The sequence below is a fragment of the Streptomyces sp. NBC_01089 genome (assembly GCF_045162975.1).
GTDB lineage: Bacteria > Actinomycetota > Actinomycetes > Streptomycetales > Streptomycetaceae > Streptomyces.
In genome coordinates this window covers 4,228,520-4,250,894 of sequence record NZ_CP108660.1, presented here as the reverse complement: position 1 = coordinate 4,250,894, position 22,375 = coordinate 4,228,520, and the positions used below count along the sequence as shown (strand labels likewise).

Genomic DNA, 22,375 nt, shown 5'->3' with positions numbered 1-22,375 from the left:
CCTCCTCCCGGGACCGCCCCGCCTCCCAGCTCTGCTAGCTCTCCCCGAGCTGCGCCGACGCCTCGGTCGCGATCCGCTCGAAGACCTTCTCGTCTGCGGCGAAAATGGTGCCGGGAATCGGTGCGTGGATCACGATCTCGTCGATACCGAGCGCGAAGTACCTCCCCGCGAAGTCGACGAACGCGTCCAGGGACTCCATGGGGCGGCCCTCGTCGGGCGTGAACCCGGTGAGCAGGACCTTCTCCACCTCGGCGACGTCCCTGCCGATCTCGTCGCAAGCCGCGCCGAGCCTGTCGATCTGGCCGCGGACAGCCTCGACCGACTGTTCCGGGGTGCCCGTCTCGAAGATCTTCGGATCGCCCGTCGTCACCCAGCTCTGCCCGTGTCCCGCGGCGATCCTCATCCCCCGCGGTCCGGTGGCCGCGACGGCGAAGGGAAGCCTCGGCCGCTGCACACAGCCCGGGATGTTCCGGGCCTCGTCGGCGGAGTAGTGCGTCCCCCGGTGGGTGACCGAGTCCTGGGTCAGCAGCCGGTCCATGAGCGGGACGAACTCGCCGAACCGGTCGGCGCGTTCGCGCGGCGACCACGGCTCCTGGCCGAGCGCGGTGGCGTCGAAGCCCGTTCCTCCGGCGCCGATACCCAGCGTGATCCGGCCGTCCGAGATGTCGTCCAGCGAGAGCAGTTCCTTCGCGAGGGTCACGGGGTGCCGGAAGTTCGGCGAGGTGACCAGCGTGCCGAGCCGGACGCGCGAAGTGGCCGCGGCGGCCGCGGCCAGCGTCGGGACCGCCCCGAACCAGGGCCCGTCGCGGAACGGCACCCGCCACGAGAGATGGTCGTAGGTGTACGCGGTGTGGAAGCCCAGCTCCTCGGCGCGCACCCACTGCTCACGGCCGCCCTCGCTCCACCGGCGAACGGGAAGAATCACGGTACTCAGACGCATGGCCACGACCCTACGTCGTACGGGTGCCCGCTCCCAGGCCGTATCCACAGGCACCCACAGGTCTTCGCACTCCCGTGCGCTTCGGACGCCCCGTACGGGAGAATGGCCGGGTGACCTCAGCTAACGGCCCCGCCGCTGCCCCCCTCCCGCCCCGGCTGATCGCCACCGACCTGGACGGGACCCTCCTGCGCGACGACAAGACCGTCTCGGCCCGCACCATCGCGGCGCTCGCCGCCGCCGAGGAAGCCGGCATCGATGTCTTCTTCGTCACCGGGCGGCCCGCCCGGTGGATGGACGTCGTCAGCGACCATGTGCACGGCCACGGCCTGGCCATCTGCGGCAACGGCGCCGCCGTGGTCGACCTCCACGGTGACGAGGGCGGGCACATTTTCGTCAAGGTCCTCCCGCTGGAGCGCACCGACGCCCTCGATGTGGTCTCCATCCTGCGGGCGGCCGCTCCGGGCACGTCCTTCGCCGTCGAGCGGACCGGCGGTATCCACCACGAGCCGGCCTACCCGCCCCTGCAGTTCGACCCGGCGTCGAGTGTCGCGCCCGCCGAGAAGCTGCTCGCGGCGGACTCCGACATCGCGGACCAGCCCGTGCTGAAGGTGCTGGCCCACCATCCGGAGCTGGAACCCGACGTCTTCCTCGCCCTGGCCCGCGAGGCCGTCGACGGCCGTGCCTCGATCACCCGCTCCAGCCCGACCGCGCTGCTGGAGATCAGCGGCCCCGGGGTTTCCAAGGCCGGCACGCTGGCGCTGTGCTGTGCGGAGCGCGGCATCTCCCCCGCGGAGGTAGTCGCCTTCGGGGACATGCCGAACGATGTCGAGATGCTGCGGTGGGCGGGCACGTCGTACGCGATGAGCAACGCGCACCCGGAAGCGGTCGCCGCAGCTTCGGGGCGCACGGTGGCGAACAACGACGACGGCGTGGCGGTCGTCATCGAGCAGATCCTGAAGACCCGCTGAGCCACCGGCCCGCATCCCCACCGCCGCGAGCCACCCGCCCGTCCCAACGCCTCGTCCCACCGGCGCGAGCCACCCGCCCGTCCCACCGGCGAGCCACCCACCTGTCCCACCGCCGCGAGCCACCCACCCCGTCCCGTCGGCGGCACGCCTCACCCGCTCGCCGACGCCTGCCCCACACCACCCGGTCCCCCTACCGCCTCCGCTACAGCGGTGCCTCCCACACCACCGACGTGCCGCCGCCCTCGTCGCCGAGCCCCGGCCCGTAGGAGCTCGATCCGCCCAGCGCCTCCGCGCGCCGGCTGAGATTGCGCAGCCCGCTGCGCCGGCCGCCCTCCGGGATGCCGACCCCGTCGTCGGAGACCGTGAGGCGTACCGCAGGGCGGCCGTCCTCCAGCTGGGCCGTGGCGTCGACGGTCACATGGATCCGGGAGGCGGCGGCATGCCGGAACGCGTTGGAGAGCGCCTCGCGCAGCGCCGCGATCAGGTTCTTCCCCGTCAGCTCGCCGACCCCGGAGTCCACCGGGCCCACGAAGCGGTGCGTGGGTTTGAACCCCAGCGGTACGGCCGCCATGTTGATCTCCCGCAGCACTCGTGTGCACAGCCCCGACGGGGCTTCGGCGGGCCCCTGCTGCAGGGCGAAGATGGCGGTGCGGATCTCCTGGATCGTCACGTCCAGCTCGCCGACAGCCTTGCCCACCCCGTCGCGTACCCCCGGCGCCGCCGACTGCCGGTGGGCGCCCTCCAGCATCATCCCGGTGGCGAACAGCCGCTGGATGACGAGGTCGTGGAGGTCGCGGGCGATCCGGTCGCGGTCCTCGAAGACCGCGAGGCGCTCCCTGTCGCGCTGGGCGTCCGCCATCATCAGCGCCAGCGCGGCCTGTGAGGCGAACCGCGTGGCCAGTGAGCGTTCGGCCGCCGTGAAGGGCCTGGCACCCCGTTCGCGCGGGGTGGCCAGTACGCCCAGCAGACGGCCGCCGCTGTGCAGCGGCAGCATCATGCTCGGCCCGAACCGCTTGCCCATCTCGGTGATCATCCGTGGGTCGGACGCCGAGTCGTCCACGAACACCGGGGAGCCGGAGAGCAGGGTCGCCACGACCCCGCTCTCCGGGGGGACGATCATGCCGAGGACCTGGCCGGAGTTGTCGTTGGAGACGGCGACGACCTCGAGTCCGCCCCCCGCGGCCGGCAGCATCACCACTCCGGCGGCCGACTCCGCGAGTTGGCGCGCCTGTTCGGCCACCACCGAGAGCGCCTCGTCCGCGTCGCCGCCGGCCAGCAGAGCCGTGGTGACGGCCACCGACCCGTCGATCCACCGCTCGCGCTGTCTGGCCGCCTGGTACAGCCGGGCGTTGTTGATCGCGATGCCGGCCTCGGTGGAGAGGACCTGGACCATGTGCAGATCACCGTCGGTGAACCGGCCGCCGTCGGTCTTCTCGGCGACGTAGAGATTGCCGAAGGTCTCCCCCTGCACCCGCACGGGGACCCCCAGGAAGGTCCGCATCCGCGGATGGTGCGGAGGGAATCCGGCGAAGCGCGGATCGGCCGTCAGATCGTCGAGCCGCACCACGCGGGCATCCTCGATCAGCGCCCCCAGGATCCCGGTGTGCCCGTCCGGGATCCGGCCGATCCTCGCGGCTTCCTCCTCCGGAACGCCATGGGTGACGAAATCGCTGAGGCCGCCGCGCTCCTGGTCCACGACGCCGATCGCGGCGTACCGCGCACCGGCCAGCCCGGCGGCCGTCTCGCAGATCCGGTGGAGAGTCTCATGCAGTTCGAGGCCCGTACCGATGGAGCGCATGGCCTCCAGGAGCTGCGGCACACGCGCGGTGAACTCGGCGGATTCTCGGGGGCCCGTGGGGTCCGGGGGATCGGTGGGGTCCTGAGCTGGCATACCCCAGAGCCTAATAAGTCCTATTTCACCTGGAAAGTCGGATTCCGTTGGCTGCCGAGCAGATCACTCGCGCGCTCCCGCTCCAGCATCCGCCGCAACGGCCCCTCCAGCGCGGCCAGCTCCGCGTAGGGACCCCGCTGGACGACCCGCCCCGCGTCCAGCACAAGCACCTCGTCCACGGCGTCGAGCCCGCGGAGCCGGTGGGTGATGAGCAGCGTCGTACGCCCTTCGGTGGCCGTCAGCAGATCGGCCGTGAGGGCGTCGGCGGTCGCCAGGTCGAGGTGTTCGGCCGGCTCGTCCAGGACGAGTACGGGGAAGTCCGCGAGGAGGGCGCGGGCCAGTGCCAGCCGCTGGCGCTGCCCTCCGGAGAGCTTCGCACCGTGCTCCCCCACCGGAGTGTCGAGACCGTCCGGCAGCCCGTCCACCCAGTCCAGCAGCCGTGCCCCGGCGAGTGCCCGGCGCAGCTCCGTGTCCTGGGCCCCGGAGCGGGCCAGCCTGAGGTTCTCCCGCAGGGAGCTGTCGAAGATGTGCGCGTCCTGGGCGCACAGCCCGACGAGTCCACGCACTGTGCCGCCGTCCAGGGTGCCAGCGGCCACCCCGCCGAGCGTGTACGTACCCGACTCCGCGTCCAGGAAGCGCAGCAGGACCTGTGCGAGCGTCGTCTTGCCGGATCCGGAGAGGCCGACGACGGCCACCCGGCGCCCCGCTTCGAGCCTGAGGTCCACCCCGTCGAGCGCGCGCTCCCGTTGCCCCGCGTGGCGTGCGGTCAGCCCCCGCACCTCCAACGGGAACGGCGACGCGGGCGCCGCCGCCGGGCGCACCGGCTCCTGTACCGGGACGGGTGCGTCCAGTACCTCGTACACCCGCTCGGCGCTCCTTCTGACCCGCTGCCGGTACTGCACGGCGAGCGGCAGGCCGGTGACCGCCTCGAAGGCGGCCAGCGGAGTCAGCACCACCACGGCGAGTTCCACACCGGCGAGCCGGCCGTCGTGGACGGCCGGAATACCGACGAACGCGGCGGCGGCGACCGTCAGCCCGCAGACGAGAGCGGTCAGCCCACCGCCGAGCGCGGTGGCGGTGGCGCCCCGGGACGCGATCCGGGTCAGTGTCCGGTCGGCGCCCCTGGTGCTGTGCAGCCGGCCGCGCAACGCACCGGCGACCGTCAGCTCGGCGGTCCCCATGAGCAGATCGACGACCCGGGTGGCCAGCACTCCGCGCGCGGGCGACAGTTGGCGCTCGGCTCTGCGGGCGCAGAGGCCGCTCAGCGCGGGCACCCCGACCCCGGCGATCAGCAGCCCCGCCGCGAGCACCGCACCGGCGGCGGGCAGCAGCCAGGCGGTGAACCCGACACCGGCCGCCCCCACCACCACGGCGGCCGAGGCCGGCAGCAGCCAGCGCAGCCAGTAGTCCTGCAGCGCGTCCACGTCGGCGACCAGCCGCGACAGCAGGTCCCCGCGCCTGGCCCGGCTCAGCCCGGCGGGTGCGATGCGCTCCAGCCTGCGGTAGACGGCCACCCGCAGATCGGCGAGCATCCGCAGCACCGCGTCGTGCGACACGAGCCGCTCGGCGTAGCGGAAGACGGCCCGCCCGGTTCCGAAGGCCCGGGTGGCCGTGACCGCGACCATCAGATAGAGCACGGGCGGCTCCTGCGAGGCCCGTGAGATGAGCCAGCCCGAAGTCGCCATGAGCCCGACGGCCGACCCCAGCGCCAGACTTCCCAGCAGCAGAGCGAGCACCAGCCGTCCCCGCAGCGCACCGGCGGTCTCCCGCACCCGCGCCAGCGGGCTCATCCGGCCGGACCGCCGCTCCGGGTCCGCCACAGCTCCGGCGTCCGCTGCCGCCTCCCGGACCGCCGCGTGCTCGTCCCGCTGTGCGGGCACGGCAGCGGTATGCGGCGCGCGGGCGTCACCGTCGGCCGGGGCAGCCGGCGTTGTGCCGGGTGCCAGGGCGACCACCCGGTCGGCCACCGCGAGCAGGGCCGGCCGGTGTACCACGAGCACGACGGTGCGCCCCGCCGCCAGCCGCCGTACGGCGTCGACGATGCCGGCCTCCGTCTCGCCGTCCAGCGCCGCCGTCGGCTCATCGAGCAGCAGCAGCGGCCGGTCGGCGAGGAACGCCCGCGCCAGCGCGAGCCGTTGCCGCTGTCCGGCCGAGAGTCCCGCACCGCCCTCACCGAGGACCGTCTCGACCCCGTCGGGCAGCGCGGCGACGAACTCGTACGCCCCGGCGTCCCGCAGCGCGCTGTGCACCGCGGACACATCGGCGCCGGGACGCGCCAGCCGTACGTTCTCGGCGATCGTCCCAGCGAAGAGATACGGCTGCTGCGGCACCCAGGCGATCTGCTCACGCCACCGCTCGGGGGAGAGCGAGGCCAGTTCGACAGCGCCGGCGCCCCGGCTCTCTCCGGCCTGCCCTGCCGGACCCGGTCCCACCGGCCCGACGAGAACCCGCCCCTCGTCCGGGGTCGCGAAGCCCAGCAGGACATGGAGCAGCGTCGACTTCCCGACGCCGCTCGGCCCGGTGACCGCGACCGTCTCGCCGGCCTCGACCACCAGCGACGCCGACTCCAGCGACGGTTGGGTACGGCCGGGATGGCGCACCGTCACCCCGTCCAGCTCCAGCCGGAGCGAGCCCGGCACCTCAGCCGTCCCCGCCGTCGGCAGGGGTGTCTCCAGCACCGCGAAGATCTCCTCGGCGGCCGAGAGCCCCTCGGCCGCAGCGTGGTACTGGGCGCCCACCTGCCGCAGCGGCAGATACGCCTCGGGCGCCAGCACCAGGATCACCAGACCCGTGTACAGGTCCAGCTCCCCCTTGACGAGCCGCAGCCCGATACCGACAGCGACCAGCGCCACCGACAGGGTCGCCAGCAGCTCCAGCGCGAACGACGACAGAAACGCGATCCGCAGCGTCCGCAGGGTCGCCTTCCGGTACTCGTCCGTGATGGTTCTGATCGACTCGGCCTGCGCCTTGGCCCGCCCGAACACCTTCAGCGTCGGCAGACCGGCCACCACATCGAGGAAGTGCCCCGACAGCCGGGAGAGCAGCCGCCACTGACGGTCCATACGCGCCTGGGTGGCCCAGCCGATCAGCATCATGAAGACCGGGATCAGCGGCAGGGTCCCGACGATGATGGCCGCCGACACCCAGTCCTCGGTGACAACCCTCGCCAGCACCGCCACCGGCACCACCACCGCGAGCCCCAGCTGCGGGAGATAGCGCGAGAAGTAGTCGTCCAGCGCGTCGACGCCCCGGGTGGCCAGAGCGACCAGCGAACCCGTCCGCCGGCCGGTCAGCCACTGCGGCCCCAGCTCGGCGGACCGCTCCAGCAGCCGCCGCCGCAGCTCGGACTTGACCGCGGCGCTGGCCCGGTGTGCGGCCAGCTCGGTCAGCCAGGCCACCAGCCCCCGGCCGAGCGCCACCGCCACGAGCAGCAGCAGTTCGGTCCGCAGCCCTGATCCGTCCAGACCGCGCTGGAACGCCCCCACCACGACCTCGGCGATCAGCATGGCCTGGGCCACGACCAGACCCGCGCCGGCCAGTCCCAGGACCACCACGGCGCCCAGGAAGAGGCGCGTGGCACCGGCATACCGGAGCAGACGCGGGTCGATCGGTTTCACGTGAAACACCCTCTCCTGGTGGGCATCAGCTAGTGGGCATCGGCGATGTGGTGCGTGCCCAGCCGCTTGCGGAACACCCAGTACGTCCAGCCCTGGTAGAGCAGGACCAGCGGCGTCATGATGCCCGCGACCCAGGTCATGACCTTGAGCGTGTAATGGCCGGACGCCGCGTTGTCGATCGTCAGACTCCAGGCGGCGTTGAGCGAGGACGGCATCACATCCGGCGCCAGCGAGAGGAACAGCGCGGCGACGGTCGCCGCGATGGCCACCCCCGTGAAGGCGAAGGCCCAGCCTTCCCGGGTCCTGGCGTTCATCACGAACGCCGCGACCAGGGCGGCGAGCGCCACACAGAGCGCCGTCAGCGTGGAGCTGTCACCGCGGTCGGCCTGCAGCCAGATCAGGAAGCCCGCGGTGAGCGCCGCCGTGACGACAGCGGCCCTGGCCGCGAAGGACCTGGCGCGCACCCGGATGTCGCCCACCGTCTTGAGCGCGGTGAAGACAGCTCCGTGCAGGGTGCACAGCGCGGTGAAGGCGAACCCGCCGAGCACCCCATAGCCGTTCAGCAGGTCCCCGAACGAACCGGCGTAGTCCTGGTGGCTGTTGACCGGCACCCCGTGGACCATGTTGGCGAAGATCAGCCCCCACAGGAACGGCAGCAGCAGCGAGGTGATGAAGAGCACCCACTCCCAGTTGCGCTGCCAGCTCTCCTCGGACCGCTTGTGGCGGTACTCGAAGGACAGCACCCGCACGATCAGCAGGACCAGGATCAGTACGAGCAGCAGATAGAAGCCGCTGAAGAAGGTGGCGTACCAGACCGGGAAGGCAGCGAACATCGCACCTGCCGCGGTGATCAGCCACACCTCGTTCCCGTCCCAGACAGGGCCGATGATGTTGATCAGCACCCGGCGCTCGCGCCGGTCCCTGGCCAGCAGCCGGGTGAGGATCCCGACCCCGAAGTCGAAGCCCTCGAGGAAGAAGTAGCCGGTCCACAGCACGGCGATCAGCAGAAACCAGAAGTCGTTGAGGCCCATGACGTCTCTCCTCTCAGTACGCGAAGGTCAGGGGTTTGTCGGCGTCTTCGTCCCCGGCTCCGGACCCGCCGGGCCCACCGGAGGGGCCGCGCAGCCGCGGGTCCTCGGCGGGTGGCTGCTCGTCGGTGTCGGGGCCCATCACCGCGTATTTCTTCATCAGCCGGACGTTGATCCAGCCGAGAATCGCGTAGAGCGTGACCAGGACGATCAGCGAGATCAGCATCTCCGTCTGGGAGACACCGGGGGAGACGGAGTCGGCGGTCTTGAACAGGCCGAAGACGGCCCAGGGCTGCCGGCCCATCTCGGTGAAGACCCAGCCGATGGAGTTGGCGATCAGCGGGAAGACCAGGGAGGCCATCCCCACCCGCCAGCCCCACTTCGTGAAGAACGGGCTGAGCTCCCGGCCCGCCGTGAGCATCAGCTTGGGCGCCTCGTCGTCGCCGGTCCTGTGCTCAGGCAGCAGCCACTTCTTCTTCCGGGTCAGCCAGAGTCCGGCGGCCGCGGCCACCGAGGCGGTGAGCCCGATCCCGATCATGAGCCGGAATCCCCAGAAGGTGACGAAGATGTTCGGCACATAGTCGTCGGGGCTGCCGCCGTACTTGGCCGCTTCGGCCTTGGCGGTCTCATGGATGCCGGGCACCGCGGTGTGGAAGTCGTCGTGGGCGAGGAAGGACAGTATCCCCGGGATCGACAGCTCGACGGAGTTGTGACCGGCCGCCACATTGCCCACCGCGAACACGGAGAACGGGGCGGGCGCCTGGGTGTCCCACAGCGCCTCGGCCGCAGCCATCTTCATGGGCTGCTGCTCGAACATCACCTTGCCCAGCTGGTCACCGGAGAGCGCGGTGAGGATTCCGGCGGTCACCGTCATCACCAGGCCCATACGCAGTGACGTACGCATCATGCGGGTGCGCTTGGTGTCGGTCTTGGTGCCCGCGGCCCTGGCCCGCCTGATCTTCCACAGGTGGTAGCTGGCGATACCGACGACGAAGGCACCGCCGGTGAGGAACGCCGAGGTCATGGTGTGGGTGAAGACCACCAGTGCGGTCTTCTGCGTGAGCACGCCCCAGATGTCGTTGAGATGCGCGACACCGGTGGCCCGGTCGATGGTGTACCCGACCGGGTGCTGCATCCAGGAGTTGGCCGCCAGGATGAAGTACGCCGAGAAAGTCGTGCCGATGGCCACCATCCAGATGCAGGCACAGTGGAGCTTCTTGGGCAGCTTGTCCCAGCCGAAGATCCACAGCCCGATGAAGGTCGACTCGAAGAAGAAGGCGATCAGCGCCTCCATCGCCAGCGGCGCCCCGAAGACATCACCGACGAACTTCGAGTAGTCCGACCAGTTCATCCCGAACTGGAACTCCTGGACGAGGCCGGTGGCGACCCCGATGGCCAGGTTGATCAGCAGGAGCTTCCCCCAGAACTTCGTGGCGTGGAAGTACTTCTCCGCGCCCTTCCGCACCCAGGCGGTCTCGAAGCCCGCGGTGATCGCGGCGAGGGAGATCGTGAGGGGGACGAACAGGTAGTGGTAGACGGTGGTCAGCCCGAACTGCCAGCGCGCCAGGGTATCCGGCGACAGAGCTAGTTCCACGTCGTCACTCTCCTTACGTGGCCGGGGTCACAGCGGTTTTCTGTCCCTTTGGTCCCACACAGCCCGGAAGAAAAAGGACGCGCTTGTGAAAGCGTTCACATTCACAAGCAATAGTACGAAAGCACTTCGGGCATGACGAAGGCGGGGTACCCCCTGGGCACCCCGCCTGTCCGAACCCCGTACGGAAGGGCCTCTCAGAGCTCCTTGCGGAAGGCCGCCGCCGCCTGGAGGAAGAGGTCGTTGCCCTCGGTCTCGCCGATGGTGATCCGTACGCCCTCACCCGCGAAGGGGCGCACCATCACTCCGGCCTTCTCACAGGCCGCAGCGAAGTCGGCGGTGCGCTCGCCCAGCCGGAGCCATACGAAGTTGGCCTGCGTCTCCGGCACCGTCCAGCCCTGGCCGACCAGCCCCTCGTACACCCGGGTCCGCTCCGCGACCAGCGACCCGACCCGGCCCCACAGCTCGTCCTCGGCCCGCAGCGAAGCGACCGCGGCGTCCTGCCCCAGCTGGCTCACCCCGAACGGCACCGCCGTCTTGCGCAGCGCGGCCGCGACCGGCTCATGGGCGATGGCGAAGCCGACCCGCAGCCCGGCAAGCCCGTACGCCTTGGAGAAGGTCCGCAGCACCGCCACATTGGGCCGGTCCCGGTACAGCTCGACGCCGTCGGGCACATCGGTGTCCCGGTTGAACTCCCGGTACGCCTCGTCCAGGACCACCAGAACGTCGGACGGGACCTGGTCGAGGAAGCGTTCCAGCGCGGCCCTGCGGACCACGGTCCCGGTCGGGTTGTTCGGGTTGCAGACGAAGATCAGCCGGGTGCGCTCGGTGATCGCGGCCGCCATCGCGTCCAGATCGTGCACATCGCCGGAGTCCAGCGGCACCTGCACCGGGGTCGCCCCGCTGATGCGCGTGATGATCGGGTACGCCTCGAACGACCGCCAGGCGTAGATCACCTCGTCGCCGGGGCCGGAGGTGATCTGGATCAGCGACTGGGCGACGCCGCTCGACCCCGTGCCGGTCGCCAGGTGCGAGACCGGCACCCCGAAGCGCTCGGCCAGCTCGTTCATCAGGGCGGTGCACGCCATGTCCGGGTACCGGTTGAAGGTCCCGGCGGCGGCGAGCGCGCTCTCCATCACGCCCGGCAGCGGCGGATAGGGGTTCTCGTTGGAGGACAGCTTGTAGGCGACCGGGCCGCCCGCGGCGGCCGGCCTGCCCGGAACGTACGCGGGAATGCCGTCCAGCGCGGCGCGCAGCTTGGGGCTCTTCTGGCTCACAGCGGGTCCTCCTCGACTCGGATGGACCCACCCTATGAGGAGCGGAGCCCGGGGCGAATGCCGGGCGCCGATGGGGGGCGTACTGCCGGACATGGCGTGCGCCCATGGCTCGCGCCGTGGCGCGCGTCGCCCGAAGAGGTGAGTTGAGACCTCATCGCAACATCGGCCATGGGCCAGGCACATGCCCGCCGACACCCGAGACTCCTTTGACAAGACCCCCAAATCCCCTGTATTCAAAGGCGATTGATGTTAAATGATCATGCAGAAACGTGCCTGTCAACGCATGCATATGCGCCCCGCCCAACCACCCTTCATCGCCCTACTATCGGCTCGCCATGACAGCAGCAGGGAAGCACCAGGTGAGCCGGGCGGAGACTCCCCGCAGGGCCAACCGGCAAGGACGAGCGGGCATCCGGGACGTGGCCGCCGCGGCCGGTGTGTCCATCACGACCGTCTCCGACGCGCTCAACGGCAAGGGCAGGCTCCCGGACGCCACCCGCCGCCATGTCCGCGAGGTCGCCGACCGGCTGGGCTACCGCCCTTCCGCCGCGGCCCGAACCCTCCGTACCGGAAAGTCCGGCCTCATCGGCCTGACCGTCACCACGTACGGGGATGAACCCTTCACCTTCACCGAATTCGCGTACTTCGCCGAGATGGCCAGAGCCGCCACCTCCGCCGCGCTCGCACGCGGCTATGCCCTCGTCATCCTCCCCGCGACCTCGCGCCACAGCGCGGTCGACGTCTGGTCCAACGTCGCCCTCGACGGCACCGTCGTCATCGACCCCTCCGACCACGACCCCGTCGTCACCGAACTCGTACGCCAAGGGCTCCCCGTCGTCTCCGACGGCCGCCCGGCGAGCACCCTGCCCGTCACGGCCTGGGTCGACAACGACCACGAGGCCGCGGTCCTCGATCTGCTCGACCACCTCGCCGCCGCCGGGGCCCGCCGCATCGGGCTGCTGACCGGCACCACGACCGACACCTACACCCGGCTCTCCACCACCGCGTATCTGCGCTGGTGCGAGCGGGTCGGGCAGGACCCGGTGTACGAGTCCTACCCCGCCCACGACCCGTGCGCGGGAGCCGTCGCCGCGGACCGCCTGCTCGCCCGCCCGGACCGTCCGGACGCCGTCTACGGGCTCTTCGACCCCAACGGCACCGACCTGCTGGCGGCGGCACGGCGGTACGGCCTCCGGGTGCCCGAGGATCTGCTGCTGGTCTGCTGCAGCGAATCCACCGTGTACGCCAGCACCGAGCCGCCCATCACGACCCTCTCGCTCAAGCCCCGCCGCATCGGCACGGCCGTGATCCAGTTACTCATCGATGCCATCGAAGGCATCAACGAGGACCACCCGGTCGAGCAGGTGATACCGACCGAACTCATCGTCCGGACCTCGTCGCAGCGCCGCCCGCCGCGCACCACGGTCAGCGCACCCCGCTCACCGGCACCGGACTGAACACCCCAATAGGTATGAAACGGGCGGCCGCGCGGCAGGCCGTCCGGATTCAGCACCCCTGGTGCGTCACAGAGTGCCAGTCGCATTCCTATGATGGGCGCACGACACCGCGGACCCCCCGACCAGGCAGGTCCGACCGGTGCACGGCGCGCGACGGTGGTGGAGGGGTCGATGACTCAGGGGGCCGGTCTGGAACCCGCGATGCGGACGGCGACAGTGCGGGACTTCCGCGTACCGCCTCTGCCCGCGCCCGCGCATGTCCACGATGCCGAGCAGGCATCGCCGTACGCCCCGGGCGACGAGCCGGACGGCTACACGCCGACCCAGCGGGATCTGCCCGTCATCAGCCGTGACGGCGGTCCCGGTGACACGGTCGTCGTACGGACCGTGCGCGAACCCCTTCCCGCGGACAGCGAGGGGGGACTCGGCCCGCTCTATGTCGTCGGCGACGTCCACGGATACCTCGACGAACTCCTGGCGGCCCTGTGCGCCCAGGGGCTCATCGACGCCGAGGGCAAATGGGCCGCGGGCAACGCCCGTCTCTGGTTCCTCGGTGACTTCACCGACCGTGGCCCCGACGGCATCGGCGTCATCGACCTCGTGATGCGGCTGTCCGCCGAGGCCGCGGCCGCGGGGGGCTACTGCAAGGCCCTCATGGGCAACCACGAGCTGCTGCTCATCGGCGCCAAACGCTTCGGCGACACCCCGGTCAACTCCGGCGCCGGCACCGCGACCTTCCAGGCCGCCTGGCTGCTCAACGGCGGCCAGAAGGCCGACATGGACCGGCTGCAGGACGTCCACCTCCAGTGGATGTCGCGGCTCGACGCCATGGAGCTGGAGGACGACCACCTCCTGGTGCACTCCGACACCACCGCCTATCTCGACTACGGCGATTCCCTCGAAGCGGTCAACGACACCGTCCGCGAGACCCTGACCCGTAACGACGCCGACGAATGCTGGGACCTGTTCCGCAAGTTCACCAAGCGGTTCGCGTTCCGCGACGAGTCGGGACCGCAGGCCGTGCAGGAACTCCTCGGGGTCTTCGGCGGCCACCGGATCGTCCATGGTCACAGCCCCATTCCCTATCTGCTGGGCGAGGTCGGGGGCGAGGACGGCGACGACGGTCCGCGTACCGTCATCGAAGGCCCGCATGTGTACGCGGACGGGCTCGCCGTCGCCATGGACGGCGGTGTGACCATGGCCGGAAAGCTGCTCGTGGTGCAGCTGCCGCTGGCCGACTGATACAGCGCACGCGAAGGCGATTTCCGGAAACCCTCTGTTACCCCGTGCCATAACAGCTCTACCATCGGGTTATCCGTAGCAGGCTCTCCTCCGTTTACGTCCGACTACCCGTCAGAACGCAGGTGGTACGGCCCGACGGAGCATCGGGGGATGCACATGAACAGCGCTTCGCACCTGCTGACAGAGGACCGCCCGGAGTTCGAGCGGCTCCTCGACGACGCGCTGCGCACCGCGCCCGACCGGCCGGATCTGGCCGACCTGGGGCAGCGGCTCAACAGCGAGCAGCTCCGCACCATGGTGCTCGACGCCGACAGCCTGGTCACCGCGGCCGCGGCTGCCGAGTACGAGCACTTCGTGAAGGTGCGCGCCGAACTGCGCACGCCCGCACCGGACTCGATGGACGCCTCGGTCCTCGCCCCCGTCAGAGGCGGCCCGCGCACAGGCGCGGGGCTGGCCGCCGTTCTGGCCGTACTGGCTCCGGTGCTGGCAGGCACCGCCGCCGTGATCTTCCTGCTGGTGGGCTACATACTCAAGGCGCTCAATCCGGCGCCCGCCTTCGGCAACACCATGGTCACCGCGGGCTGGTTCTTCGCGGCCCTCACCGCCGCGGCCATCCTGGCAGCGGCGATCGGCCTCCTCCTGACGGCGCTGCGCAACGGCTCGACCGAGGTGCACCCCGAGGCCGAGGAAGGGGGCGGCGAACTCTCCGAAGAGGTCGCCCGCGCCCGGGACGCCTGGCGCCACGCCCTGGTGGAACGGGGCATCGTCCCGTTCCTGAGCGCGGCACTGGCCGACCCGAGCGTGGACCCAGCCGCCCCCGCCCCCTACCGCTCGGCGGGCCGTATCCCGAGCCTCGGCTACAGCCGCCCCGATTTCGCCAGTCCTGACGAGAACGAGACGGCGGACCACGAGCGCCCCAGCTTCACCAGCCCGGACTTCACCAGCCCGGACTTCGGCGGCCCCGACCACCCACCGGAGTAGCACCGGGGACACCCGTGGAGGTACAGCCGGCGTGCTCAGTCGGCGATCGGCAGATACACCCTGTTGCCGCTCGCCGCGAACTCCTTCGACTTCGCCGCCATCCCCGACTCGATCTCCTCCTGGCTTCCGCCGTGTTCACGGCGGATGTCCTGGGAGATCTTCATCGAGCAGAACTTCGGCCCGCACATGGAACAGAAATGCGCGGTCTTCGCCGGCTCGGCCGGCAGCGTCTCGTCATGGAACTCCCTTGCCGTGTCGGGGTCGAGAGCGAGATTGAACTGGTCCTCCCAGCGGAACTCGAAGCGTGCGTCCGAGAGCGCGTCGTCCCACTTCTGCGCGTCCTGGTGCCCCTTGGCGAGATCCGCCGCATGCGCAGCGATCTTGTACGTGATCACGCCGGTCTTCACGTCGTCCCGGTTGGGCAGGCCCAGATGTTCCTTGGGCGTGACGTAGCAGAGCATGGCCGTACCCCACCATGCGATCATCGCCGCCCCGATGCCGGAGGTGATGTGGTCATACGCCGGGGCCACGTCCGTGGTGAGCGGGCCGAGCGTATAGAAGGGGGCCTCCTCGCAGATCTCCTGCTGGAGGTCGATGTTCTCCTTGATCTTGTGCATCGGGACGTGACCGGGACCTTCGATCATCGTCTGTACACCATGACGTTTGGCGATCGTGTTGAGTTCCCCGAGGGTGCGCAACTCCGCGAACTGCGCCTCGTCGTTGGCGTCCGCGATCGACCCCGGCCGCAGCCCGTCACCCAGTGAGTAGGTCACGTCGTAGGAGGCCAGGATGTCGGAGAGCTCTTCGAAGTGCTCGTACAGGAACGACTCCTTGTGGTGCGCCAGGCACCAGGCGGCCATGATCGAGCCGCCGCGCGAGACGATCCCGGTCTTGCGGCGCGCGGTGAGCGGCACGTACCTCAGCAGCACCCCCGCGTGCACCGTCATGTAGTCGACGCCCTGTTCGGCCTGCTCGATGACGGTGTCCTTGTAGATCTCCCAGGTCAGCTCCTCGGCCTGGCCGTCGACCTTCTCCAGGGCCTGGTAGAGCGGGACCGTGCCGATCGGGACGGGGGAGTTGCGCAGCACCCACTCGCGGGTGGTGTGGATATTGCGCCCGGTGGACAGGTCCATGACCGTGTCCGCGCCCCATTTGGTGGCCCAGGTCATCTTGTCCACCTCCTCCTCGATGGAGGAAGTGACCGCGGAGTTGCCGATGTTGGCGTTGACCTTCACCAGGAACCGCTTCCCGATGATCATCGGCTCGATCTCCGGGTGGTTCACGTTGGCCGGCAGGACCGCCCGGCCCGCGGCGATCTCCTCCCGTACGACCTCGGGAGAGACGTTCTCCCGGATCGCGACGTACTCCATCTCCGGGGTGATCTCCCCGCGCACGGCGTACGCGAGCTGGCTCACCGCGCGCCCCTCACGCCCCCTGCGGGGCTGGCGGGGGCGGCCGGGGAAGACCGCGTCGAGGTTACGGAGCCCCCCGCGCGGTGAGGTGTGCTTGATCCCGTCGTCCTCGGGGCGGGCCGGGCGGCCCGCGTACTCCTCGGTGTCGCCGCGGCCGATGATCCAGTTCTCCCGGAGCGGGGCGAGCCCGCGCCGTACATCGGTCTCGACGGTGGGGTCGGTGTACGGGCCTGACGTGTCGTACAGCGTCACGTCCTGCCCATTGGTGAGGTGCACCTGCCTGACGGGCACCCGGAGATCCGCGCGCGAGCCCTCGGGGCCCGCGACATATCCCTTGTGCCAGCCCGGCTTGCGCTCGTCCTGGTCGGTGGCAGGCGTGCGTGCATCCACTGTGGTCATGAGACCTACTCCCTACGCCGGCATTACCCGGTAACAGGTTCGGCGGTCGGCGCAGCTCTCAGCAGATTGCTGGTCAGCGCCCTCTCAGCCCGGTGCTCCGAGCTCCCGCGTGTGCAAAGGTGCCCCCACGCTAACGCCAAGGACCGCGGACTGAACAGAGGGCCTCCCCGTTCTTGCGATGATCTGGCGGTGACACCACTCCCGGAACCGCCCCCCGGCGGGCACAGCCATACGCACGGTCACGGCCCCGCCGCGCCCGTGTCCCAGCATCTGCGCAAGGTCATCGCAGCGGTGCTGATTCCCTTCGCGGCGGCGGTTGTTGTCGGTCTTGCGGTCTTCTGGCCGGGTGGCGCGCCGCATCATGACCGCAGTGGTGTCGGGTTCGACCGGCAGACGCAGCAGGGCGAAGTAGTGGCGATGGCTGCGGTGAACTGCAAGGACGTACAGGGCGGCCAGTCGTCGGCCGGCGGGGGCGCGGACGGGGGCACCGGCGGGGGCGCGGGTTCGAGCGGTGGTGAGGGCACGGCGGGGCAGCGGACCGGTGCCGGTACGGAGGCCGCGCAGAACACCGGGTGCAAGAAGGCGAAGATCGAGGTGACCAGCGGCAAGGACAAGGGCCGCACCTTCACCGAGATCGTCCAGCCGGATTCCCCGCGCCAACTGCACCAGGGGCAGGGCGTGATCGTGGCGTACGCCCCGGACGCGCCCCATGATCTGCAGTACTCGGTGTCCGACGTGGACCGGAAGTTCCCGATGGCGCTGCTCGCCGGGATCTTCGCGCTGGTGGTCGTCGCCGTGGGCCGGCTGCGCGGGCTGATGGCGCTGGTCGCGCTGGCCGTCAGCTTCGCGGTACTGACGCTCTTCATCCTGCCCGCGATCCTGCACGGGTCGAATCCGCTGGTCGTGGCTGTGATCGGGGCGAGCGCCATCATGCTGATCGCGCTCTACACCTGCCACGGTCTGACGGCGCGGACCTCGGTCGCCGTCATCGGCACGCTGGTCTCACTGATGCTGATCGGGCTGCTCGGTTCCCTCTTCATCGGCTGGGCGAGCCTGACCGGGAACACCGATGACAGCACCGGGCTGATCCATGGCCTCTATCCGCACATCGACATGAGCGGGCTGCTGCTGGCGAGCGTCATCATCGGATCGCTCGGGGTGCTGGACGATGTGACGGTCACCCAGACGTCGGCCGTCTGGGAACTGCACCAGGCGGACCCCACGATGGGGGCGCGCGGGCTCTACCGGGCCGGTATCCGGATCGGCCGCGACCACATCGCGTCCGTCGTCAACACGCTCGTTCTGGCCTACGCGGGTGCGGCGCTGCCCCTGTTGCTGCTCTTCTCCATCGCGCAGAGCAGCGTGGGCACGGTGGCCAACTCCGAGCTGGTCGCGGAGGAGATCGTACGGACCCTGGTGGGGTCGATCGGCCTGGTCGCATCGGTGCCGGTGACCACAGCGCTCGCCGCGCTCGTGGTCTCGGCCGACCGTGCGGACCACGGGGCCGGCCGCCCGGCCCGCGGGACGGGGTGGGCGCTCCCCGGAGGGGGCATCGCGCGGAGCGGCGGGGGCCGCCGCCGCAAGCACTGAGAGGTCCGGTCTCCCTTCCGCAGCCCGTGCGCGTAGCACCGGTTCGGCTCGCGGCCTCAGCCCGCGTTCTCCTCCGCGAGGATCCGGCCGAGTGCCGCTTCCAGATGTCCGTCGAAGTCGCCCAGGCTGCGCTCCTCGCCGAGCGGGACGATCTTGTCGGTGCGGTCCAGGAAAGCGATCAGCGGGGCGCTGCCCGCCCGGAACAGCGCGCGGTCCGCCCCGACCTGGAGACGCAGATGGACATCGGCGAGACCCGACGGATCGCTGGGCGAGATGTGCACATCGCCGTCCCCCGTCGGGGCGTTGATCCCGTCGAGGAGCAGCTCGCGACCGAACGTCCAGGTCACCGGCTCGTCCCCGGGAAGGTGGAAGGTCATCCGCACCGCGTACGGATCACTCACCTCGTAGCAGAGCTCCACCGGAATGCGGAAGGAGAGCTCCTCGGAGACGAGGAAGCTCATCATGACCTCTGCCTGGACCGATTCGCGCATGTCCCTACCCCGCAGTAGACGCCGTGTTGGTTCCCAAGATGGCCGGGAATGTATCTCCAGGCCCTCTTGACGTAATCGTGCTGTAAGCGCAAACAGATCACAAGGAGTGATATTTCAGATACTGATAGAGAACGCAAGCGAATCGAGCAAAGCCCCAACCTCGGACCGTAACGTTTCAGCTGCAGAGAGCAACCGTACGTGCTGGTGGATGGGGCCGGAAACAGCCATCGCCGCGACACCTGAGCCGGCCGTGATCGGGATGGCCGCGCAGACGGTGCCGAGCGCGTACTCCTGCCGCTCGACCACCGGTTGTATCCGTTCCGCCGCGGCCGGCCTGCGCAGCAGGACGCACCGGTCACGTACCGAATAGCGGGTCAGCGGGCGCACCGGATGGCGGTCCAGATGGTCTCTGCGGGAGGCTTCGTCGAGCTGGCTCAGCAGACACTGGCCGAGGGCGTGTGCATGACCGGTTTCCCGGAAGTCCGCCCATTCCTCGACGGCGGGCGCGGCGGGAGTGTCGGCGACCGCGACGAGGTCGATCTCGCCCTCGTGGTACGCCGCAAAATAAATCGGTACCCCGAGCGCGTCCCGCCAGGAGTTCAGCGATTCGAGCAGTGTGGTGCGCCGGTTCCGCACGGCGCAGCGGTCGGCGAGCCGCTCGGCGGCTGCTCCGGGGACGAACACGCCGTTCTCCCGGCGCACATAGCCCTCGTGGGCGAGGGTGCGCAGCAGGTGGTAGGCGGTGGGGAGGGGGAGTCCCGCCTCCCTGGCGAGCTGTTTCGCGGGGGCTCCGCCACTGTGGGAGCTGACCGCCTCCAGCAGTCTGAGCGCGCGCTGCACCGAGCCGATCAGTGTCGGCGCAGCGGTGTCAGATGCTGTGGCCAAAGGGTCACCCCCAGCGTGCCGACGGCGGATCACAGGCCCGCGAGGGCTTCTCCCTCATGGGTCCCGCCGCACACAAATCCGCTGGTCAGCGCCTTTTCAGACAGGTTTCCCGAGGAGGCGGCGGGGATTTCTCACTGTAGCCACAGCCTCCGTCCGGCCGTGCGGTTTTACCGGCCCCGTCCCTCAGCCGGGCTAACGACCGCACGTTCAGTCGCTCTGTTCAGTCGGTCTGCCGGGTCGCTCTACCAGTCGTTCCGCGAGGACGACGAAGAGGTGAACTTGCGGACGACGTAGATCAGTCCGGCGACGAGCGCCACCAGCACCAGGGCCTTGAAGAGCAGCCCGATCACAAAGCCGATGACGGTCGCGATGAGACCGCCGAACACGATCAGCACGAGGACGGGCACGGCTACCCACTTCACCCACCACGGCATTCCCGCGAAAATCTCTCGGACCGCCATCGTCCCTACCTCTTCCTGGATGTTCCTGGACCACGCCGGCCACTCCGGGTGCTCTGCTGTCGATGCTAAAGGCGCCCGGGGGTCCGGCGGAGGCCGCGCAGCCCTTGGAATCCCCTGATCCGCCCCCTACGGGACAGCAGGGTTCCGGGCCCCACGGGTCCAGCTCCGGTCAGCCCCGGTCAGCTCTCCGGCGGAGAGAAGACCACAAGAACCCGCAGGTCCTCGGAGATGTGGTGGAACTTGTGCGCCACCCCGGCCGGGACATAGACGACCCCGCCCCGGGCGACCTCGGTCGTCTCCGTACCGACGGTGATCGAGGCCCGCCCGCTCACCACGAAGTACACCTCGTCCTGTCCGTGCGGCTGCTGGCGGTCGGTCGCTCCCGCGTCCAGCGCGTAGAGCCCCACCGACATGTTCCGTTCGCGCAGGAACTGCAGGTACGCGCCGTCGTTGGCAGCACGCTCCGCCTCCAGTTCGTCCAGCCGGAATGCCTTCATCGCTCGTCAGCCCCTGCACTCGTACCGATCGTGTCTGCCACGATCAGACACATGAAGAATTTTGTAGTCAAGACGGTTGCCAACGCGGCAGCACTCTTCGTAGCCATCTGGCTCCTCCAGGACATCACGCTCGGTGGCGACTCCACCGGCCGCAAGACGGTCACCCTGATCATCGTCGCGGTGGTTTTCGGCCTGGTGAACTTTGTCGTCAAGCCGGTTGTGAAGCTGATCGCCTTCCCCCTGTTCATCCTCACACTGGGGCTGATCACCCTGGTGATCAACGCCCTGATGCTGCTGCTGACGTCCTGGCTGTCCGGAAAGCTCGATCTCTCCTTCCATGTGCAGGGCTTCTGGACCGCTGTGCTCGGTGGCCTGATCATCTCGGTCGTCTCGTGGGCGATGAACGTCGTCCTGCCCGACGAGGACTGAGGCCCGGATGAGCACCTCTGCCATGAACACCCCCGCGGACACACCCGCCACGGGCCCCGGAGACGGGACGCGGGCGGTACGGGCCGGGCTGCCCGAGCCGGTGAAGTACGAACCGACCCTGCCCGGACCGGTCTTCGCCGCCCATTACCACCTGCCGGGCGAGCCCACCGGGCCCTACACCTACGGCCGCGACACCAATCCGACCTGGACGCATCTCGAAGCGGCCATCAGCGAGCTGGAGTCACCGGACGAGCCGGCCGAGACGGTCACTTTCGCATCGGGCATGGCAGCCGTATCGGCCGTCCTGCTCTCCCAGGCGCGCGCCGGTGACACGGTGGTGCTCCCCGACGACGGATACCAGGCACTGCCCCTCGTACGGGAACAGCTGGAGGCGTACGGCATCGAGGTGCGGACCGCGCCGACCGGGGGCGACGCCCAGCTGAACGTCCTGTCCGGCGCCCGGCTGCTGTGGATCGAGACCCCGTCCAATCCGGGGCTCGACGTCTGTGACGTACGGCGGCTCGCCGCGGCCGCGCACGCGGGCGGGACACTGGTCGCCGTCGACAACACCCTGGCGACCCCGCTCGGGCAGCGGCCCCTCGATCTCGGCGCGGACTTCTCCGTGGCGAGCGGCACCAAGGGGCTGACCGGGCACGGCGACATCCTGCTCGGCTATGTCACCTGCCGTGACGCGGAACTCGCGGGACGGGTACGGAAGTGGCGCAAGGTGGTCGGGGCGATCCCCGGGCCGATGGAGGCGTGGCTCACGCACCGCTCGCTCGCCACGATCCAGCTGCGCGCCGACCGGCAGTCGGCGAACGCCCTGGCGCTCGCCGAGGCGCTCGCCGGACGTGCGGAGGTCGAGGGCCTGCGCCATCCCGGGCTGCCGTCGGACCCCTCGCACACCACGGCGACGGGCCAGATGCGGCGCTTCGGCTGCGTGGTCTCCTTCGTGCTGCCCGGCCGCGATCATGCGGAGCGCTTCCTCGACGCACTGCGGCTGGCCGACGACGCGACCAGTTTCGGCAGTGTCCGCTCGACCGCCGAACGGCGCGGCCGCTGGGGCGGTGACGCCGTGCCTGAGGGGTTCATCCGGTTCTCGGCCGGTGTCGAGGACACCCGGGACCTGGTGGCGGACGTCCTGAGGGCACTGGACGAGGCGGCGCGGCAGTAGGAGCGCGGCAGTAGGGACCAGCAGGAGCACCGAAGCACCAGCCGC

At 70.1% G+C, this 22,375-nt stretch carries 18 protein-coding genes and 1 riboswitch; of the genes, 7 read left to right on the top strand and 11 right to left on the bottom strand.

What is annotated here, in order from left to right; all coding sequences use genetic code 11:
* Positions 1-34: 34 nt before the first annotated feature.
* Positions 35-946: an LLM class flavin-dependent oxidoreductase gene (locus tag OG510_RS18830; protein ID WP_406138197.1), complete on the bottom strand. Its 912-nt coding sequence runs from the start codon at positions 944-946 to the stop codon at positions 35-37.
* A 104-nt stretch (positions 947-1,050) separates the two neighbouring features.
* Here OG510_RS18830 and OG510_RS18825 point away from each other — a divergent pair, with 104 nt between their 5' ends.
* Entirely contained in the window at positions 1,051-1,908 is an 858-nt protein-coding gene (locus OG510_RS18825) for an HAD-IIB family hydrolase (RefSeq protein WP_406138195.1), read from the top strand.
* A gap of 202 nt (positions 1,909-2,110) precedes the next feature.
* Here OG510_RS18825 and OG510_RS18820 read toward each other — a convergent pair whose 3' ends face one another.
* The 5 genes from OG510_RS18820 to hisC all read right to left on the bottom strand — a co-directional run bounded on the left by OG510_RS18820 (position 2,111) and on the right by hisC (position 11,312).
* Positions 2,111-3,799, bottom strand: coding sequence for a GAF domain-containing protein (locus OG510_RS18820; RefSeq protein WP_406138193.1), 1,689 nt, complete (start codon positions 3,797-3,799; stop codon positions 2,111-2,113).
* A gap of 20 nt (positions 3,800-3,819) precedes the next feature.
* Complete coding sequence (gene cydD / locus OG510_RS18815) at positions 3,820-7,416, bottom strand: thiol reductant ABC exporter subunit CydD (RefSeq protein WP_406138191.1); 3,597 nt, start codon at positions 7,414-7,416, stop codon at positions 3,820-3,822.
* Positions 7,417-7,445: 29 nt separating this feature from the next.
* Entirely contained in the window at positions 7,446-8,447 is a 1,002-nt protein-coding gene (cydB, locus tag OG510_RS18810; RefSeq protein ID WP_406138190.1) for a cytochrome d ubiquinol oxidase subunit II, read from the bottom strand.
* Between the two features lie 13 nt (positions 8,448-8,460).
* On the bottom strand, positions 8,461-10,038 hold the full coding sequence (locus OG510_RS18805; RefSeq protein ID WP_406138189.1) for a cytochrome ubiquinol oxidase subunit I: 1,578 nt from the start codon (positions 10,036-10,038) through the stop codon (positions 8,461-8,463).
* A 194-nt stretch (positions 10,039-10,232) separates the two neighbouring features.
* Positions 10,233-11,312 (bottom strand): histidinol-phosphate transaminase, encoded by a 1,080-nt coding sequence (gene hisC, locus OG510_RS18800; protein WP_406138188.1) that lies wholly within the window; start codon positions 11,310-11,312, stop codon positions 10,233-10,235.
* A 335-nt stretch (positions 11,313-11,647) separates the two neighbouring features.
* On the opposite strand from hisC, the gene OG510_RS18795 reads away from it, so the two are divergent.
* The 3 genes from OG510_RS18795 (at position 11,648) to OG510_RS18785 (ending at position 14,992) form a co-directional block, all read left to right on the top strand.
* Positions 11,648-12,769, top strand: a complete 1,122-nt coding sequence (locus OG510_RS18795) for a LacI family DNA-binding transcriptional regulator (RefSeq protein ID WP_164258018.1) — start codon at positions 11,648-11,650, stop codon at positions 12,767-12,769.
* 171 nt (positions 12,770-12,940) lie between these two features.
* Entirely contained in the window at positions 12,941-14,011 is a 1,071-nt protein-coding gene (locus OG510_RS18790; RefSeq protein WP_406138186.1) for a metallophosphoesterase, read from the top strand.
* A 150-nt stretch (positions 14,012-14,161) separates the two neighbouring features.
* Positions 14,162-14,992, top strand: coding sequence for a hypothetical protein (locus OG510_RS18785; protein WP_406138185.1), 831 nt, complete (start codon positions 14,162-14,164; stop codon positions 14,990-14,992).
* A gap of 35 nt (positions 14,993-15,027) precedes the next feature.
* Here the strand turns inward: OG510_RS18785 and thiC are convergent, their stop codons facing one another.
* Positions 15,028-16,803 carry a phosphomethylpyrimidine synthase ThiC gene (gene thiC / locus OG510_RS18780; protein ID WP_406138184.1) on the bottom strand — a complete coding sequence of 592 codons (1,776 nt, stop codon included), beginning with the start codon at positions 16,801-16,803 and terminating at the stop codon, positions 15,028-15,030.
* Positions 16,796-16,922: riboswitch (TPP riboswitch) on the bottom strand. It overlaps the preceding gene by 8 nt.
* Positions 16,923-16,986: 64 nt before the next feature.
* Here thiC and OG510_RS18775 point away from each other — a divergent pair.
* A complete protein-coding gene (locus tag OG510_RS18775; RefSeq protein ID WP_406142453.1) occupies positions 16,987-18,393 on the top strand; it encodes a YibE/F family protein in 1,407 nt (468 codons plus the stop codon).
* A 56-nt stretch (positions 18,394-18,449) separates the two neighbouring features.
* Here the strand turns inward: OG510_RS18775 and OG510_RS18770 are convergent, their stop codons facing one another.
* The 4 genes from OG510_RS18770 to OG510_RS18755 all read right to left on the bottom strand — a co-directional run bounded on the left by OG510_RS18770 (position 18,450) and on the right by OG510_RS18755 (position 20,727).
* Positions 18,450-18,884 (bottom strand): SsgA family sporulation/cell division regulator, encoded by a 435-nt coding sequence (locus OG510_RS18770; RefSeq protein WP_406138182.1) that lies wholly within the window; start codon positions 18,882-18,884, stop codon positions 18,450-18,452.
* A 114-nt stretch (positions 18,885-18,998) separates the two neighbouring features.
* Positions 18,999-19,769 carry an IclR family transcriptional regulator gene (locus OG510_RS18765; protein ID WP_406138180.1) on the bottom strand — a complete coding sequence of 257 codons (771 nt, stop codon included), beginning with the start codon at positions 19,767-19,769 and terminating at the stop codon, positions 18,999-19,001.
* A gap of 242 nt (positions 19,770-20,011) precedes the next feature.
* Positions 20,012-20,230 carry a DUF5326 family protein gene (locus OG510_RS18760; RefSeq protein ID WP_164258033.1) on the bottom strand — a complete coding sequence of 73 codons (219 nt, stop codon included), beginning with the start codon at positions 20,228-20,230 and terminating at the stop codon, positions 20,012-20,014.
* 179 nt (positions 20,231-20,409) lie between these two features.
* Positions 20,410-20,727, bottom strand: a complete 318-nt coding sequence (locus OG510_RS18755; RefSeq protein ID WP_164258035.1) for a cupin domain-containing protein — start codon at positions 20,725-20,727, stop codon at positions 20,410-20,412.
* 51 nt (positions 20,728-20,778) lie between these two features.
* Between OG510_RS18755 and OG510_RS18750 the strand changes: the two genes are divergently transcribed.
* Positions 20,779-21,156 (top strand): phage holin family protein, encoded by a 378-nt coding sequence (locus OG510_RS18750; RefSeq protein ID WP_164258037.1) that lies wholly within the window; start codon positions 20,779-20,781, stop codon positions 21,154-21,156.
* A gap of 7 nt (positions 21,157-21,163) precedes the next feature.
* On the top strand, positions 21,164-22,330 hold the full coding sequence (locus OG510_RS18745; protein WP_406138179.1) for a cystathionine gamma-lyase: 1,167 nt from the start codon (positions 21,164-21,166) through the stop codon (positions 22,328-22,330).
* The last annotated feature ends 45 nt before the right edge of the window (positions 22,331-22,375 follow it).